Raw genomic sequence first — 16891 nt, 5'->3', positions numbered from 1 at the left:
CAACGCTTTTTCCGAAAAAACTTCAGAAAAAACAGATTTACATGGCATCAACCATCGCATCCTTGCCCTGGGCAGTTTTGCGATATTCGATTGGCGTCATATTCGACCAGCGCTTGAACGCACGGTAGAAAGTGCTTGGCTCCGAAAATCCAGTCAGATAGACAATCTCGTCAATCGATTCGTCGGTGGTTGCCAGCAACTGCCTTGCGAGGCGATAACGGAAATCTGCCAGAACCTGGTTGAAGCTTGTCTCAGCCTCGGTGAGTCGGGTCCGGAGTGTCCGGGGTTTGATGCCCAGCCGTTCAGCAACGGCATCCAGAGTGACTTCGCCGCTATCCAGCAGTTCCGCAACAATTCTTTCAACCTGCCCGACGATGTCCTTCTTCTCCAGGCGCGCCACCTGCTCACTGGCGAAACGTTCGTGCAGGTCGAGCAGCTCCGGTTCGGCGTGGGGCGATGCGTGAGCAAGAAGCTTGGCCGGAAAATAGAGCCGGTTCTCTTCAGCACCAAAGACAACGTCACAGCCGAGCACCTCGGCAACATGGTCCTGGCCCTGTTCGCGCTCGTGCTCAAACTCAATTCTGGAAGGGTAAAATGAGTCGTCAGTGATGGTCTTGAAAAAAGTGATCAGGCCCTGAACGAAGCATTCATTGAAATGCCGGAGGCGACTCACCTCCTCAGAGGCTGTGTCCAGAACCATACAGGCTTCATCGCCCTCCAGGAAGAACCCGGTATTGGCGGCATCACTCAAGAGCCTTTGATAGTTCTGAGCCCGCCTCAGGCCCTCGCCAAAGGTTGGGCTACTCAGAAAAAGATATTCGAGCACCTGGCCCTTGTAGGCTGGCAACAGCTGCCCGAGATGCAGCCCGACATCCGGGTCTCCGGAAACGTCCTCAACGGCCTGCCAGAAGTAGAGTTGGGCATTGTGGGGCGTTCTGAGCTGATCACTGTATACGTAATTTTCATCCACCCCAAGGCGACTGAAAATCGCGTCGGTATCTATGCCTTTCTTTTTCATCGCCTCATAAATCAGGCGCAACATAACTCCCGCATCACGAAGTTCCTGCATAAGATCCCACTTTTCTTATTTATTGGATACTGCTTTGACCTACCGGACATTTGACTGGGCATACCGGGTCAATGTCTGCCCGGACCTCCTTTGCCAGACTGATCAAAACGTCTTCGACCATGGTCTTATATTAGAGCATATCAGGCCACATAGGCACAGTTGTACCAGAATGTAAAAATTCCCGGTACTTACGTCGTTGTTATCATACAAAAGATTATCGGAATATCGGGTTGAGGAGCCCAGTCAATGACTGACAACATCATCTATCACAACCGTCCGCCGGCCCTGCTTCCGCTATACGCCAGGGCACTGATGCCAAAGTCCGGAAAAGGCAACTCCCCAATCAGTATTCCGGAAATCGCTTCAAGCCTGGTGGGCGCCAGTACATCAAGCGACACACTGGCCCGCTACCAATCAATCTGCGGTTTCGAAAAAGGCAGCCGGGTACCGGCGACCTGGCCCCACATCATGGCTTTTCCGCTTCACCTGAAACTGCTGACCGACAGCGAATTTCCAATCCCGCTACTGGGTCTGGTCCACCTACGAAACACCATCACCCAGCATCGCGGAATTGGGCACGGCGAGAACCTCGACATCGAAGTCAGACTGGGTCAGCAGGAGAAAACCAGCCGAGGCATCGAGTTCGACCTTATTACCGAAGCCTACTCCGCTGGACGACTGGTCTGGGAAGAATCAAGCACAAACCTGTTTCGGCAGGCGAGCGAATCAGGCAACGGTTCCGGCAAGAAACCATCGCCGCCAAAGCTTGAGCGTTACCCCAACACCCTGAGCATCAACGCTCCCGAGTCGATCGGTCGTCAATACGCCAGTGTGTCAGGCGACCGCAACCCCATTCACATGCACGCGTTGAGCGCCAAGGCTTTTGGATTTCCAAGAGCCATTGCCCATGGGATGTGGAGCAAAGCTCACGCGCTGGCGTTACTGGAGCAGCAGGAGGGCTGGAAATCAGAAGCTTTCACAGTGAGCTGCCAGTTCAAAAAACCACTGTTCCTGCCGGGAACCGCGCAATTGAACTGGAAGACTGGCGATTCCGGCTGGGACTATCAGCTTCTGAATGCCAAGGGTGATGCCCCACATCTGAGCGGGCGGATTGACTGGCTTTGAGGGCAGCTTTCTGCCCTCAGGATTGCGCCTCTCGGGACTCAGTGACGTCGGCGCAGGAGCCGCCATCAACGCCTGTTACCGGCAGAGTAAAGAAGAAAAGCGCACCACCACCTTCGGGCCTCTCGAACCCGATCTCGCCGCCCTGGGCCTGGATGAGAGACTGGCACGTAGCAAGCCCGATACCCATGCCCTCGGACTTGGTCGTGTAGAACGGCAGGAATAACTTTTCTTCGGCATCATCGGGTAAACCGATACCATGATCCCTGACCTGAATCCGGACACACTGGGGCCCGACAGGCTGAGCACTAACCTCAACAGGCGCCGCGGTGCCCGCACTGCGGGTCGCCTCGAGGGCATTGCGGATAAGATTCAATGCAACCTGTTGCACCTGGATGGGGTCCGCCAATACATCCGGCACGCCATCCGCAACAGACACCTCGATACCGCCTTCGTTGTTCCGCATGTCCACCTCTGCGAACTGTCGGGTATCCTCCAGCATCGCGGCCACTGAAATAACTTCCTTGCCTGTGGCGGGCTTCTTCATAAAGCTTCGGATTCGCCGGATAATCTCACTTGCCCGGTGGGACTGCGCCTCGATTTTATCCAGGGTTTCCCCCAACAGCGCCAAGTCCGGCGACTCCTTCCCCATCATCCGCTTGGACACCCGCGCATAGTTGGTGATGGCCGTAAGAGGCTGATTGATCTCGTGCGCGAAGCCGGCCGCCATTTCACCCATGGTTGTCAGACGGGAAGCATGGGCCAGCTGATCCCGCTGCTCCTGAACCAGCGCCCTGGTCGCTTCGAGCTCGGCTTCATTCTCCAGCTCGACGGTCACATCGCGAAAGACCACAACCGCACCGTGAAGCTCTCCCCCATCGAGTTTCGGCGTCGAACGGTACTCCGCCGGGAAGCAGCTACCATCGACCCGGGTCATGCGGATGTTGCGCTGGTTCTCGGCTACGCCTTTACGACAGGTCGCATGCGCAGGCAAACCATCAGTGTTCTCGCAGGCAGTGGCGAAATGGGTTTCAAAAAAATTCCGGCCGATCAGCTCCTCGACTGGACAGCCCATGATCTGGGCAGCGGCTGGATTGGCAAACTCGATGACACCATGCTCATCCAGGCCGTATATGCCCTCACTGATCGAATTGAGAATGCGAGTCTGGTCGCCTTGCAGTTCACGGTTACGCGCCTGCAATTCGCGCTCCAGGCGAATCACCTGAGCGTGGGTTTTAACCCTGGCAATCACTTCCTGGGACTGGAATGGCTTCGAGATGTAGTCGGCCCCACCCAGTGAAAACCCCTTCACCTTGGCCTGAAGATCGTCCAGAGCAGACAGGAACACCACTGCACAGTCAGCCGTCTGAGGATCAGATTTCAGGCGCGAACAGACCTCATAGCCGTCCATTTCCGGCATCATGATATCCAGCAGTATTACCTCAGGCTGATGACGGCTGGCGAGATCCAGCGCCTTTTCGCCTTCATTGGCAATCAGCAGGCGGTAGCCTTTGTCTTTCAGGGTCTCGTAGAGGACTTTCAGGTTCTGCGGATTGTCATCGACGAGCAGAACCGTCACCTCGGAGTTATCACTGACAGCTTCAGTCATATAAACGGGGCCGGTTGAAAACATCACCGTATAATGCCGGTGACATTACCGTGCGTCGATAAGGTCCTTTACGGACAGTACCATACGGACCAGATGTGCAAGGGAATGCGTGCCCATCTTATGCATGACCCGGGAACGATGGATCTCCACCGTACGCTGGCTGATTTCAAGCTCAATGGCGATAACCTTGTTCGCCTGCCCGGCAATCATGCGATCCATGATCTCGTGCTCTCGTGGCGTGAGGCTTTTCACGCGACGGATAATTTCCTGTTTTTCATCCAGGGATTTACGCTGCTCCCGGTCCTGTTCCAGGGCCGCTTCGATTTTTTCCAGCAATGCTTCTTCACGATAGGGCTTCTGGATAAAGTCCACAGCCCCCTCTTTCATGGCGTCGACCGCCATGGGGACATCACCGTGTCCGGTCACGAAAATGATCGGGAGAATGGAGTGCTTTTCATTCAGCTTCTTCTGGAGCTCCATGCCATCCATGCCAGGCATACGGATATCCAGAACAATGCAGCCGGCCATTTTGTCGGAGTAGTCCTCCAGGAACGCCGCGGCATTCTCATAGGTTTTCACCGGTTTGCCATCGGATTTCAGCAATAGTTCTAGGGAGTCACGAACCGCCTCGTCGTCCTCTACTACAAACACCGTCTGCTGGATGTCACTCATGGATACATTCTCTCCTGTCCGTTTTCTTATGATATCCGGTCAGTGAATTGACGGATCTTTTTGCTCGTCCCGTGCGCTTTCCTGGCGCTCATGTTCACGCATTTTATCGAGCCGTTGCTGGATAATGCCAAAAACGCTCTGCTTCGGGTACCTGCCTTTGTCATTCTGCTTGCCCGCTGGCCGGCCAAGGAGCAACGTCACAGCCTGCTCCAGATGATCAACCGCGTAGACGGAGAACTTCCCGGCCCGAACGGCCTGAACCACTTCGCTGTCCAACATCAGGTTTTGCACATTGGTCGTTGGAATAATTACGCCCTGGCTGCCCGTCAGACCACCCTTAAGTTTGCAGGTTGCAAAAAATCCCTCGATTTTTTCATTCACGCCGCCAATTGGCTGCACTTCTCCAAACTGGTTCACCGATCCGGTCATGGCCAGGTCCTGGCGCACCGGCAACTCCGCCAGGGATGAAATCAGCGCACAGAGCTCCGCAAGGGAGGCGCTGTCACCATCAACCTCGCCATAGTTCTGTTCAAAGGTGAGACTGGCGGAAAGGTGCATTGGGTCAGTGACCGCAAAATGCGACGCCAGCCAAGAACTCAGGATCATGACACCCTTGGAGTGGATATTCCCTCCGAGTTTTACATCCCGCTCAATATCCATCACCGCACCATCACCATAGTAGCAGCTTGCGGTGACACGGTTTGACAACCCGAACTCGAACCCGCCCGTTGATAACACCGACAACGCGTTCACCTGGCCAACACAGGAGCCGGTCACAGATACCAGCGTGCTTCCATCCCGAATGGAATCGTACAACTGATCCCGGATCCGGCTGCTGCGGTACCGCGCGCTTTCCAGCGCCTGTTCCACATGGGTGTTTTGAATAAGTTTCGCCCCGGCCTGACGGGCCCAGAAATCTGACTCCCGAAGCAGGTTCGCAATGTCTGCGGCGTGCAGAGACAGCCGGTCCTGATGCTCCGCCATCCGTGCACTGTGTTCAATGACCCGGGCCACAGCCTTGCTTGAGCAATGCAGCAGTTTCTTTTCATCGACCAGACTGGCGATGAACTTCGAATACAGCAACTGACTCTCGTCAGTGCGGTACATTTCATTCTCGAAATCCGCTGTAACACGGAAAAGCTCGGCGAACTCGGAATCGTATTCCTGCAACAGCATCCAGGTTTCACGATCACCGAACAAAACGATCTTTACATCGAGAGGCACGGCTTCCGGCTCGATTGAAATAGTGCCGGATAGTGTAAGTTCCCGCTCAAGCGAGTTTATCTGAATCGATTTCGATCGCAGCGCACGCTTGAGCCCATCCCAGACGAATGGCTGCTCCAACACCTTGATGGCGTCCATCAGCAGGTAACCGCCATTGGCACGATGCAAACTACCCGGTCGTATCAGCGAGAAGTCCGTGAATACGGTGCCTTTAAAGGTAACATTCTCCACGTAGCCAAACAGGTTGTGGTAGGTAGGATTGTCTTCCACCACTACCGGGACCTCGTTGGTTTTCTGGTGAACCAACAGATTTACCAGATAACGCCGTGGCATTTTCTTGTCCAGCGAGGCGTAAGCAATGGCCGCCTGTTCGTCGTTGTCCTCGAGGAAGATGTCGAGATTTTCCTCCAGGTCGTTGCGAATGGCCTCCAGAAAACCCGTCACATCAGGCAGATCACGGTATTTCTCTACCAATTCATCCAACTGATGACCGGAAATACCCTCCAGAGTTTCCTGATTGAGCGCTTGCTGTTTGTCCGCATACTCCTGTTCCAGATCCGCCACCTTGCGAACCGCCTGACGGAGCTTTTTCTCCAGCTTGTTAATGGCGTCCTCGAACTTGTCCCGCTCCGCCTGGGTCAGAGCCTGAAAAGTCTCGGCGGTGTGAGGTTCGTCGCCATTCATCGCGACCAGTCGATACCCACCGGGCGTCGTGACGGTGAGGCTGACCTTTTTTCGCTTGGCCTGGGAAGCCACTTTCTCAAGCTCATCTTCCTGGCGCTTTCCGTAGTCGTTCTTGAGCTGCTCAGCCCGCTCCAGGAAATTGTCACTATCAAACGTCTGGGGAATAACCTTCACCAGACGCGCCATCAGCTTTTCCAGATCCTGCTTCAGCTGGGTACCCTGCCCGGCCGGCAGCTTCAGAAGCTTCGGCGTTCTGGGCTCCTCAAAGTTCGCTACATAACACCAGTCATGGCTCTGCTGCTCAGTATCAACATGATGCTCCAGGTAGCGAAGCATCATGGTGCGCTTACCGAGGCCGTTACGGCCGACGGCATAGACGTTGTAGCCCCCATGGGGCATGGCCAGGGCAAATCGCACAGCTTCCTGGGCACGATTCTGCCCGACAATCTCGGACAGTGGCTCAAGCTGCTTCGTGGTTTTGAACGGCAGGTCTTTCAGTACGCAGGCTTTGTAGAGCTGGTGGAGCGACAGTGACTTCAAGGTGTGGTCCTGTAACGTTTGTATCATTGGCCGGTCATTGTAGATTCTGCAAGCGCTTGTGTCGCCTGTGCGAGGAAGATTTACCGATCCGGTCCAATACCCTAGAAACTGTTACCTGGCTCACAAAACGACAAGCGGTCATTTTTCAGACAGCTGTACCACAACTAAACTCTCGTGTCCGGCCCGTTCTTTTTTCAGAAAACTCGCGGCCGTATCAGAACAACGACAATCAGAACAACGATAAGCAGTGCCATGGATGCCAACGTATGACGAATAATCTGGCAGATCGCAGGATCAAGGATCGATACCCTGCTTCGTGTCTTCAAGTACAACTGCGGGAGCGCGGTTTTTTTAGTCGGGGCAAACCGCCAATCACGGTCACTTGCCTCGATATGAACCGGTACGGGATGGCGGTACTGTGCCCTCGCCCTGTGGAGACGGGCACTCGCCTGTTCATGGATTTTGAGGGGAAATACATTCACGAATCCCGGGTATGTGCCCAGGTTGTGGAATGCCACCCCTACCAGGCAGGTTACCGGGTCAGCGTGCAGTTCAGTTATTGCCTGGACAAAAAACGCTACTCCCGCGCGGTGGACAATGCTCTGTCCCGCATCGAGGGCATATACAATCGCCTCGCAGGCTAACTCAGATCAACCCGGCATCCAGACTGGCCGCCATATACATGCCCAGCTCCTGGCACTGCTCCTCAAAAGTATCGCTGTATTCGCCCCGGCAAAGCAACGGGTCCTGCGACAACTTCCAGCGCAAGCCGGTAGTGATACTTTCTATAGCGCGTCGAGTGCCGGTTCCATCGTGGCCGGCGCGAATGTAGAAAGCGAAGGGAAGGCCCTGAGTCTTTTCCAGGCAGGGGTAATAGCTACGATCGAAGAAATCCTTGAGCGCTCCACTCATGTAACCGAGATTTTCAGTGGTGCCCAGGATAATGGCATCGCAGGCGAGAACGTCATCGGGGCCCGCATCAAGAGGCGCCAGGGTAACAACGTCGACGTTTTCGATGTCTTCGTGAAGGGCACCCTGCTCTACGGCTTCCCGCAGTCGCAGGGTGTTTGGGGAAGGAGCATGAGCAACAATAAGTAATTTCTTCCTGTCAGCCATACCTCCTCCCCGTTTCAGATTCTTACAACAGTTCTCCGTTGGCTTCTGCCGGCGCTTCTGCCTCTTTCTTGGTCGGCTGCGGCATCAGCTTCTCACGGACCTTGGCTTCAATCTCGGTGGCCATGTCCATGTTTTCCTCCAGGAACTTGCAGGCATTCGCCTTGCCCTGGCCGATCTTGTCACCATTGTAGGCATACCAGGCACCGGATTTGTCAACAAACCCTTCCTTAACGCCCATGTCCAGAACTTCCGCCATGTGGTAGATGCCCTTGCCGTACATGATCTGGAACTCAGCCTGACGGAACGGCGGTGACACCTTGTTCTTGACCACCTTCACGCGGGTTTCGTTACCCACGACCTCGTCCCCGTCTTTCACAGAGCCGATGCGGCGGATATCGAGACGAACCGAGGAATAGAACTTCAGCGCGTTACCACCAGTGGTGGTTTCCGGCGAGCCGAACATCACGCCGATCTTCATACGGATCTGGTTGATGAACACCATCAGGCAGTTGGCCTGCTTCACGCTGCCGGTCAGCTTACGCAGAGCCTGGGACATCAGGCGGGCCTGCAGACCCACATGGCTGTCGCCCATTTCGCCCTCGATTTCCGCCTTCGGCGTCAGAGCTGCCACGGAGTCGACGATGATGACATCGACCGCGTTGGAGCGAACCAGCATGTCAGCGATTTCCAAGGCCTGCTCACCGGTATCCGGCTGGGAAACCAGCAGGTCGTCCACATTCACGCCCAGCTTCTCGGCATAGACCGGGTCCAGAGCATGCTCGGCATCCACGAAGGCACAGGTCTTACCCTGCTTCTGGGCTTCCGCAATCACCTGGAGAGTCAATGTGGTTTTACCGGAACTTTCCGGGCCGTAGATTTCCACAATCCGACCGTAAGGCAAACCGCCAATACCCAGAGCGACATCCAGTCCCAGAGAACCGGTAGATACCGCAGGAATGGCTTCACGAGGCTGATCTCCCATTTTCATGACCGCGCCCTTACCAAACTGACGCTCGATCTGACTCAGTGCTGCGCTCAACGCTTTCTTGCGGTTATCTTCCATTGCGTTTTACCCTCTGTCGCCTGGCGCCGAAGCTCTGACAGGCTACGGTCGCGAAATGATGAAGCAGGAATGCTGTACAGTGCTTACAGGCTTTTCCTGTATATTTGAACAGTATTAAAACATAAGCCGATGTGCAGACCAACCCCTCCCGCGAGATCCGGATCAAGAATCTGCTGACAACGCCCTGACGAATCCGGTAACCGACTGTAATACATACAGAACAGACTGACGGCGCACGGCATTCCGATCTCCGTCAAAGCGTTTTACCTCGGCCTCGATGCCATGGATTCCGTCGCCCCAGGCGAACCAGACCGTGCCAACCGGCTTGTCCGGGCTTCCGCCCCCGGGGCCGGCCACACCACTGATGGCTACAGCGATATCCGCCCCGGTGGCCGCGACGGCCCCGGCGACCATTTCCCTTACGACCGGCTCACTGACCGCACCGTGCTCAACCAGAGACTGGTCACTCACCCCCAGCAGACGTTTTTTGGCCTCGTTGCTGTACGTTACCAGTCCCCCAGTTACGTAGGCAGAGGAGCCGGCCTTATCGGTCAATGCCTTCGCAACCCAGCCGCCGGTGCAGCTTTCAGCGGTCACGATCATGCGCCCCTGCGCCTCAAGTAGCTCGCCCAGTGCTGAAGCCGCCTCATCCAGTTCAACATCCGACACCACCATCATGCTCTCCTTCATTTCATCCAAGGGATTATTTTCTTACAATTCACCGCTTCATCCCACGAACGCAACACAAACCGGACCGTCCATGCCAGCAGCCCAGACCGATCTTTCCAAGCACACACCAATGATGCAGCAGTACCTGAAAATCAAGGGGCAGCATCCGAACGAATTGGTGTTCTACCGAATGGGTGATTTCTACGAGCTTTTCTACGAGGATGCCAAGAAAGCGGCCGAGCTGATGGACATTACCCTCACCGCCCGGGGACAGTCAGGCGGCAACCCAATTCCCATGGCCGGGATCCCGTTCCACTCATCTGAAGGCTACATTGCCCGGCTGGTGCGTGCGGGTCAATCCATTGCCATCTGCGAACAGATTGGCGATCCGGCAACCAGCAAAGGACCGGTTGAGCGGCAAGTGGTGCGGATTGTTACCCCCGGTACGCTGAGCGACGATGCCTATCTGGAAGACCGCCGAGACAACCTGCTGGTGGCGATCTATAACCAGCGCGAGCAATTTGGCTTTGCATCCCTGGACATTTCCAGTGGCCGGTTTGCGGTGTCCGAACTGGAAAATCTGGAAGCCCTGCAGGGTGAACTGCAACGTCTGCGCCCGGCCGAGATCCTGATCAGTGAAGATTTTCCCTATGAAGAAGTCCTGGAAGGATTTACCGGTGTACGCAGGCAGGGCCCCTGGCTGTTCGAGGCCGACACCGCGCACCGGATGATCACCGACCAGCTTCAGGTCCGGGATCTTACCGGTTTTGGCTGTGACGACCTGACTCTGGCCATCTGCGCCGCGGGCTGCCTGCTCCAGTACGCCCGGGAAACCCAGCGCACCGCCCTGCCTCACATCCGCAAGCTCACCCGGGAACGCCGGGATGAGGCGGTGGTTCTGGATGCCGCCAGCCGCCGCAACCTGGAAATCGACACTAACCTGATGGGCGGCCATCAGTACACCCTGGCCTGGGTGATGGACAGAACGGCAACCGCCATGGGCGGCCGGGAACTCCGGCGCTGGCTGAATCGTCCCCTGCGGGATACCGAGACCGTTCAGCAACGCCAGCAGGCCGTATCTGCCCTGCTCGACGGCTTCCATTACGAGCCGGTGCATGACCTGCTCAAAGCTGTAGGCGACATTGAACGGGTGCTTGCCCGTGTTGCCCTTCGCTCCGCCAGACCACGGGACCTCGCCCGTCTTCGGGACGCTTTCCAGGCGTTGCCGGAATTGCAGGAAACACTGAAGCCCGTGAACTCCCACCATGTGGTCAAGCTGGCCACCGTCATTGGTGAATACCCTGAACTCGCGGATCTTCTGGAGCGTTCCATCATCGACAATCCACCGGTCGTCATCCGGGACGGGGGCGTCATCCGCGAAGGCTTTGATGAAGAACTGGATGAGCTGCGCAACATCAGCGAGAACGCGGGCCAGTATCTGCTGGACGTCGAAACCCACGAGCGGGAGCGTACCGGCATTAGTACTCTGAAAGTCGGCTACAACCGGGTACACGGCTACTACATCGAAATCAGCCGGGCGCAGTCAGATCAGGCACCGGTGGATTACATCCGTCGCCAGACCCTGAAGAATGCCGAACGCTTCATCACGCCGGAATTGAAGGAGTTCGAAGACAAGGCGCTGAGCGCCAAGAGCCGGGCTCTGGCCCGCGAGAAAGGCCTGTACGACGAGGTTCTGGAAACCGTTGCAGCCCAGCTTGCGCCCTTGCAGGATGCCGCTCAGGCCCTGGCGGAACTGGACGTGCTCAGCAACTTCGCCGAGCGGGCCACCAGCCTGCGCTTCTCTGCACCAGAATTCACCGAATCCCCGGGCTTTGACATTGAAGAAGGCCGCCATCCTGTGGTCGAACAGCTACTGGACGAGCCGTTCGTGCCCAATGACCTGTTGATGGATACCAAGCGCCGAATGCTGGTGATCACCGGTCCCAATATGGGTGGTAAATCCACCTACATGCGCCAGGCGGCGCTGATTGCCCTATTGGCTTACACAGGAAGCTTCGTCCCTGCCAACCGCGCTGTTCTCGGCCCGGTGGATCGGATCTTTACCCGCATGGGCTCCTCCGACGATATCGCAGGCGGGCGCTCCACCTTCATGGTGGAAATGACCGAAACCGCCAACATCCTTCATAATGCCACCGAACACAGCCTGGTCCTGATGGATGAGATTGGTCGGGGTACCAGCACCTTTGATGGCCTGTCTCTCGCCTGGGCAACCGCCGAGCATCTGGCCAAGAACATCCGCTGCTACACCCTGTTCGCCACCCACTATTTTGAGCTCACCCAGCTTGCTGATGATCTCGACCACGCGGTGAACGTGCACCTCACCGCGACCGAACACGACGACAGCATTGTCTTCCTGCACAACGTCCATGACGGCCCCGCCAGCCAGAGCTACGGCCTTCAGGTCGCCAAGCTCGCAGGGGTTCCGCAGGACGTCATCCGCAACGCCAAGAGCCAGCTTTCACACCTGGAAGGCAGCGCTTCCCCGGCAGCGCCGGTTGCTCAAGGCAGTCAACCGGCCCAGCAAAACACGCCAGCCCAACAGGTGTCTGAGCCGGTCATGCAGGGAGACATGTTTGCCAGCCTGGAGCCGAGTGCCGTGGAGACCGCACTCAAGTCACTGGATCTGGACGACCTGACGCCCCGTGACGCCTTGAACCAGCTTTACGAGCTCAGGGAGTTAATGGGCAAGTGATGAAATGGGCCGGAAGAAGGATTTTCCGGCCAATTTGACCTAGGTAATATCGATATAGCGGCCCAATGCTTGCGGGGTAGCGGGACGCTCCCTACAATATCGCGCATTAAAACATAACCATGGAGCCTGTTTAGAGCTCCCGATGAGATTGACCATTGGACCAGGGATCTGACTATGGCGTTTATCGTTACTGATAACTGCATCAAGTGCAAATACACCGACTGCGTGGAAGTCTGCCCGGTAGACTGCTTCTACGAAGGCCCGAACTTTCTGGTAATTGATCCGGACGAGTGTATCGACTGTGCCCTGTGCGAGCCTGAGTGCCCGGCAGAAGCAATTTTCTCGGAAGACGAGCTGCCCGCAGGCCAGGAACAGTTTGTCGAGATCAACGCGGATCTGGCCGGCAAGTGGCCGAACATCACCGAAAAGAAAGATCCTCTGCCAGATGCAGAAGAGTGGGACGGCAAGCCGGACAAGCTCCAGTATCTCGAAAAATAAGGCTCCTTCAGCCGACAAAAAAAGGGAAGCAGATCGCTTCCCTTTTTTTATTGTGCCAACCAACGATTTTATTTGCCGGCAATCACGCCGTAGCCAGCTTGGCGCCAATCGCCACGAAGAAACCACCGGTCAGGGCATTCAGCGCCTTACGCAATCGCGGATGCGCACCAATACCGCGAAACCGGTAGACGACCCAGGCCAGCCCGCACTGCCAGAGCATCGCCAACAGGAAATGCACACCCGCCAGAATCAGGGACTGCTGGAACGCGTTCCCCGCCGGATCAATGAACTGTGGCAGCAACGCCATGTAGAACAGTGCCGTTTTCGGGTTCAGTACGTTGGATAACAAGCCTTCCCGAAACGCCGTCATCGCCGGCACCCGGCGCCGGTCAGGCGCCGTTGTTTCCACCCCAGGGCCACCACTGCCCTGAGCCATCGCCCGCCGAAGCGAGGAAATGCCCAGCCAGACAAGGTATATGGCACCGGCCCATTTCAGCGCCGAGAACGCCCAGGCCGTTTCAACCAACAGAATAGAAATACCAAGAGCAGACAGCGTGGCGTGGATAAACAGCCCTGTGCAGATGCCGGCACTGGTAATGCAGCCATCCCCGAGTCCGCCCCGCCCGGTGTTGCGCATCACCAGTAGCGTGTCGACGCCCGGCGTCACGGTCAGCAGGGTAATGGCGGCCAGATAGGCCCAGAACAAGTCAGTAAACACGATCAGCCTCCGGCATTACCGGAGGCATCGAGTGCTACCCCTCCGGTTCAAGAATCTTACGGGCCGCGGCAGACTTGTAGAACCCGGACAGCCTGCGACGGACGAGAGCCTCAACATAGCCCTCTTCCCGCAACACGTCTATAACCGGAAGCACGTAGGCATCAATCTCGGCCATGATCACATCCCGGGTCACGCCAACGTCGTTTAGCAGGTCAACAATGGGGCGATCACCGTATTTGACGAACAAGTGCTCCACCACGGATCGTGCACAGCCTTCAAAGTACGCCGTTTTTCGGAACTGCAGCCAGAATTCGTAACCCAGCACCACGTATTCCTGCAATTCGATGTCGCCCAGCCCTTCGTGCAATTCGGCGATGGTGCGGTCCTCAAGGGAGACCCAGGCAGCCATCACCGTGTCCCGGAGTTCATCTTCGGTGAGCGCCCGGTGCAGGAACTGTTCGCTCTTTGCGATCAGCCCCGGCAGGCTGTCGGACAGCCAGGCCTTGATACGACGCTCGAAGGTTTCATCCAGCCCCGGTACTGCCTTGTTCGCCATCTTCTTGCCAAACTTCATCACCGAGCCAACACCCGGAACGGACTTGGTGATCAGGTTGTCTTCATACAGGTAATTGACCAGCCCGGCATAGACCACATTGGAAACCAGCTCCTGATACACCGGGTGCGCCATGATCTCCGCGATGACGCGCTCACGCTGCTGACGCAGGCTCAGAGTCTCTTCCAGAAAGCCGGTGGCCTGTTCACGGGAAATAATTTCCCCCAGCGTTGTGTCTGCCTGAACCGACGCGTTCAGCACCTCCGTGGCCATTTCCGCCGCAAGTTCCGGGATTCCCGAATCCAGCTCCATGTCTACCACTATGCGCTGGATCACGCCCATAACCTGCTCCGCGGAAGTCAGCCGGCTCAGGGTTACAGATTCAGCATGGGACAACAGTTCGGTGACTTCCTTTTCCAGGAATTTCCTAAGCTTGGCCCCTTTTAGAGCTGACATCTCGTATTTAACGTGCTGTTCAAACAGGGCGTTGGCAACATCCGTACCGCTCTGGGTCATGGCTTCGGGCTTCCTTTATTTGTTGGCTTTCTCACAAGGTACGAGGCTACCACGGTCGAACGCCGGTGCCGTTTGCCAAAAATACCCGGAAAGCGCTGCGGCGGGGCAAATAACCCCGCCGCACAGAAGGTCAGGGACTACTGAAAATCACTGAAACTGTGAGGTTCGGCCGCCAATGCCAGGCATAGACTGCCCGGGCCGATGTAGATACTGCTGGTGATGCCCATCTGCGAGAGCAACAACTCGACGCCATTTTTCTCACAGGCTTCCCGGAGATTGTTGAGCCCGGGAAGGTCCTCTATTTCGGTCCAGGTAAGACCGCAGGACAGGCTCACGTAGGGCGTTAACAAACCTGCTTCAACCCGGGCTGCGGCGTAGTTCATAACCTTCTCGACCGCCATATCGAAGTTCCGGGTCTTTGCCGCGGGCTGCCCCTCAGCGCCCTGCCCGAAAATAACCGGAGTAATGTTAAGTGCCTTGCCAAGAAAAGCGACAACCGCCGAAATGCTCTTGTCACCCCGACGACGCGCGCGCTCGCGGATGTAGTGAAGATCCCGAGGAATAACACAGGTGTAGATTTTGTCGGAGAAAGTCTCCACTTCATGCCGAAGCGCGTTCTTGGAGAGTTTTTTCTTGATCAGATTGAGCGTGTGCGCGGCCAGCAATCCCTGCCCTGCAAAGATCTGTTTGCTGTCGATAACGCGCATGGAGAACTTACCATCTCTCCCTGCCGCTGCCCTGGCCTTCTCATAGTTGGCCATGACACTGTTCATCGCTTCTGTTGCATTCTGGAAGATCAGGCTTCGGCTGCGGGTGACCGTTTCACAGAAGGCAACGTCAAACTGGGTGACGATTTCTTCCATGAACAGGTCGTGGATCTGTTCGGACGTGAACGCCTGGGTTTCCGCATGATGCCCCTTCTGGAGCAGGCCACTCTGATAGAACTCCTGAGTTCTAACGGGATCGTGGTTATCGATATACGTCTGGCCGTCAATCACTGCCGTTACCGGCAGCACAAAGAGATCATGCTTGCGGCTGAACTCATAGGGTAAGTCACAGGCCGAATCTACGATCAGACCAACTCGCATCGTGCGCGCCTCCAGCATCGGGCCGTGGCTCATAGGCTGGCCCGTTATTGTCATTGTTTTTCTACGTGACGCCCAGTGTTACACAACCCGGTCACAATTTCAGCAAATGCTCTCATCGAGTCGACGACTCCAGCTCACTCAGGCTTTTCTCGAGCAGCCGGCGGTTATCCTGTTGCCAGGGGTGGAAACCCTTTCGGAAATACGCCAGGAACTCAGGCATGCATTTTCGAATCACCCCGGGCTTGCCCCAGAGAAAGTTTAGGCCGCCCAGCCAGGTACGGACACTCCAGAGCTTGCCGTCAGTCTTCAGCAGGCTGCAGGTGTTCAGGAAGGTATACTTGAAGAAATTCCAGGTGACAAACAAGAAGACGATGCGGCGCAGACGCTCATTGCCAACGCATTCCCTGTATACGTCAAACGCAACGGACTTGTGCTCGGTTTCCTCAATGGCGTGCCAGCGCCAGAGCCTGGCCATTGCCGGGGTGGCGTCTTCCATCCACTCCGGGTGACTGAGAATGGCATTCGCCAGCACGGCCGTGTAGTGCTCAGCACCGCAGGTTCCCGCCAACTGCCGACTGGCCGGCAAGCGCCCGACCCACGCCATGTGTTTGGCGAACCGGCGGTCAATGGCATCGATATCATAGCCACGGGCCTTCAGGCCCTCGTTATACTCCTTGTGCTCGCGACTGTGGAGTGCTTCCTGGCCGATAAAACCGCGAATCTCGGACTTCAGCTTGGGATCATCAATCTTGTCCCGGTAAAGCCTGACCGCATTGATAAATTGCTGCTCTCCGTCCGGAAACTGTAGGGACAGAGCATTGAAAAACGCGGTTCGGAAAGCATCGTTGCCATGCCAGAAGGTCTTCAGTTCCTCACTGACATCAAAACGAATATGCCGGGGCTGAACGGATACGCCCTCGGGTGTTGAGCTGATAGCCATGGCGGCCGCCTCCTGTTATTTGCAGTTTTTTGTTCTGTTTATCGAATGCGAACAACGGACAAATATTCACCACTAGAGCCAGTGTATACCTGTTTGA

General features: G+C 56.2%; 15 protein-coding genes. 4 read left to right on the top strand and 11 right to left on the bottom strand.

The features are described from left to right. Positions 1-37: 37 nt before the first annotated feature. On the bottom strand, positions 38-1069 hold the full coding sequence (locus D777_RS01305) for an AraC family transcriptional regulator (RefSeq protein WP_036128000.1): 1032 nt from the start codon (positions 1067-1069) through the stop codon (positions 38-40). 246 nt (positions 1070-1315) lie between these two features. Here D777_RS01305 and D777_RS01300 point away from each other — a divergent pair, with 246 nt between their 5' ends. Beyond that, entirely contained in the window at positions 1316-2194 is an 879-nt protein-coding gene (locus tag D777_RS01300) for a MaoC/PaaZ C-terminal domain-containing protein (RefSeq protein WP_036127998.1), read from the top strand. 16 nt (positions 2195-2210) lie between these two features. Here the strand turns inward: D777_RS01300 and D777_RS01295 are convergent, their stop codons facing one another. From D777_RS01295 to D777_RS01285, 3 genes are read right to left on the bottom strand one after another with little or no spacing between them, the layout of a single operon-like run. Then, positions 2211-3800 (bottom strand): ATP-binding response regulator, encoded by a 1590-nt coding sequence (locus tag D777_RS01295; RefSeq protein ID WP_036128239.1) that lies wholly within the window; start codon positions 3798-3800, stop codon positions 2211-2213. Positions 3801-3845: 45 nt separating this feature from the next. Further along, entirely contained in the window at positions 3846-4472 is a 627-nt protein-coding gene (gene fixJ, locus D777_RS01290; RefSeq protein ID WP_036127996.1) for a response regulator FixJ, read from the bottom strand. Between the two features lie 39 nt (positions 4473-4511). Next, positions 4512-6920 carry a Lon protease family protein gene (locus D777_RS01285; protein ID WP_036127993.1) on the bottom strand — a complete coding sequence of 803 codons (2409 nt, stop codon included), beginning with the start codon at positions 6918-6920 and terminating at the stop codon, positions 4512-4514. 266 nt (positions 6921-7186) lie between these two features. Here D777_RS01285 and D777_RS01280 point away from each other — a divergent pair, with 266 nt between their 5' ends. Continuing rightward, positions 7187-7564, top strand: a complete 378-nt coding sequence (locus D777_RS01280) for a PilZ domain-containing protein (RefSeq protein ID WP_036127990.1) — start codon at positions 7187-7189, stop codon at positions 7562-7564. A 1-nt stretch (position 7565) separates the two neighbouring features. Here D777_RS01280 and D777_RS01275 read toward each other — a convergent pair whose 3' ends face one another. The 3 genes from D777_RS01275 to D777_RS01265 form a co-directional block, all read right to left on the bottom strand. Beyond that, positions 7566-8036 carry a flavodoxin family protein gene (locus tag D777_RS01275; protein ID WP_036127988.1) on the bottom strand — a complete coding sequence of 157 codons (471 nt, stop codon included), beginning with the start codon at positions 8034-8036 and terminating at the stop codon, positions 7566-7568. Between the two features lie 22 nt (positions 8037-8058). After that, positions 8059-9099: a recombinase RecA gene (recA, locus tag D777_RS01270; RefSeq protein ID WP_036127986.1), complete on the bottom strand. Its 1041-nt coding sequence runs from the start codon at positions 9097-9099 to the stop codon at positions 8059-8061. Positions 9100-9261: 162 nt separating this feature from the next. After that, the gene (locus D777_RS01265; RefSeq protein ID WP_036127984.1) at positions 9262-9774 is read right to left on the bottom strand and encodes a nicotinamide-nucleotide amidohydrolase family protein; all 513 of its coding nucleotides are present in this window, start codon (positions 9772-9774) and stop codon (positions 9262-9264) included. An 85-nt stretch (positions 9775-9859) separates the two neighbouring features. On the opposite strand from D777_RS01265, the gene mutS reads away from it, so the two are divergent. Further along, entirely contained in the window at positions 9860-12481 is a 2622-nt protein-coding gene (mutS, locus tag D777_RS01260) for a DNA mismatch repair protein MutS (RefSeq protein ID WP_036127982.1), read from the top strand. A gap of 174 nt (positions 12482-12655) precedes the next feature. Beyond that, the gene (fdxA, locus tag D777_RS01255) at positions 12656-12979 is read left to right on the top strand and encodes a ferredoxin FdxA (protein WP_036127980.1); all 324 of its coding nucleotides are present in this window, start codon (positions 12656-12658) and stop codon (positions 12977-12979) included. Between the two features lie 82 nt (positions 12980-13061). On the opposite strand, the gene D777_RS01250 is transcribed toward fdxA, so the two are convergent. From D777_RS01250 to D777_RS01235, 4 genes are all read right to left on the bottom strand, one after another. Next, positions 13062-13703, bottom strand: coding sequence for a LysE family translocator (locus tag D777_RS01250; protein WP_036127978.1), 642 nt, complete (start codon positions 13701-13703; stop codon positions 13062-13064). Between the two features lie 28 nt (positions 13704-13731). Continuing rightward, positions 13732-14766 carry a hypothetical protein gene (locus D777_RS01245; protein ID WP_036127976.1) on the bottom strand — a complete coding sequence of 345 codons (1035 nt, stop codon included), beginning with the start codon at positions 14764-14766 and terminating at the stop codon, positions 13732-13734. Between the two features lie 137 nt (positions 14767-14903). Then, complete coding sequence (locus D777_RS01240) at positions 14904-15887, bottom strand: DegV family protein (protein ID WP_227501623.1); 984 nt, start codon at positions 15885-15887, stop codon at positions 14904-14906. 79 nt (positions 15888-15966) lie between these two features. Then, positions 15967-16794 (bottom strand): metal-dependent hydrolase, encoded by an 828-nt coding sequence (locus D777_RS01235; RefSeq protein ID WP_036127971.1) that lies wholly within the window; start codon positions 16792-16794, stop codon positions 15967-15969. Between the last annotated feature and the right edge of the window lie 97 nt (positions 16795-16891).

The organism is Marinobacter nitratireducens (assembly GCF_000708045.1).
GTDB classification, from domain to species: domain Bacteria; phylum Pseudomonadota; class Gammaproteobacteria; order Pseudomonadales; family Oleiphilaceae; genus Marinobacter; species Marinobacter nitratireducens.
The sequence above is the reverse complement of the archived record's forward strand: the minus strand, read 5'-3'. Positions and strand labels throughout refer to the sequence as shown.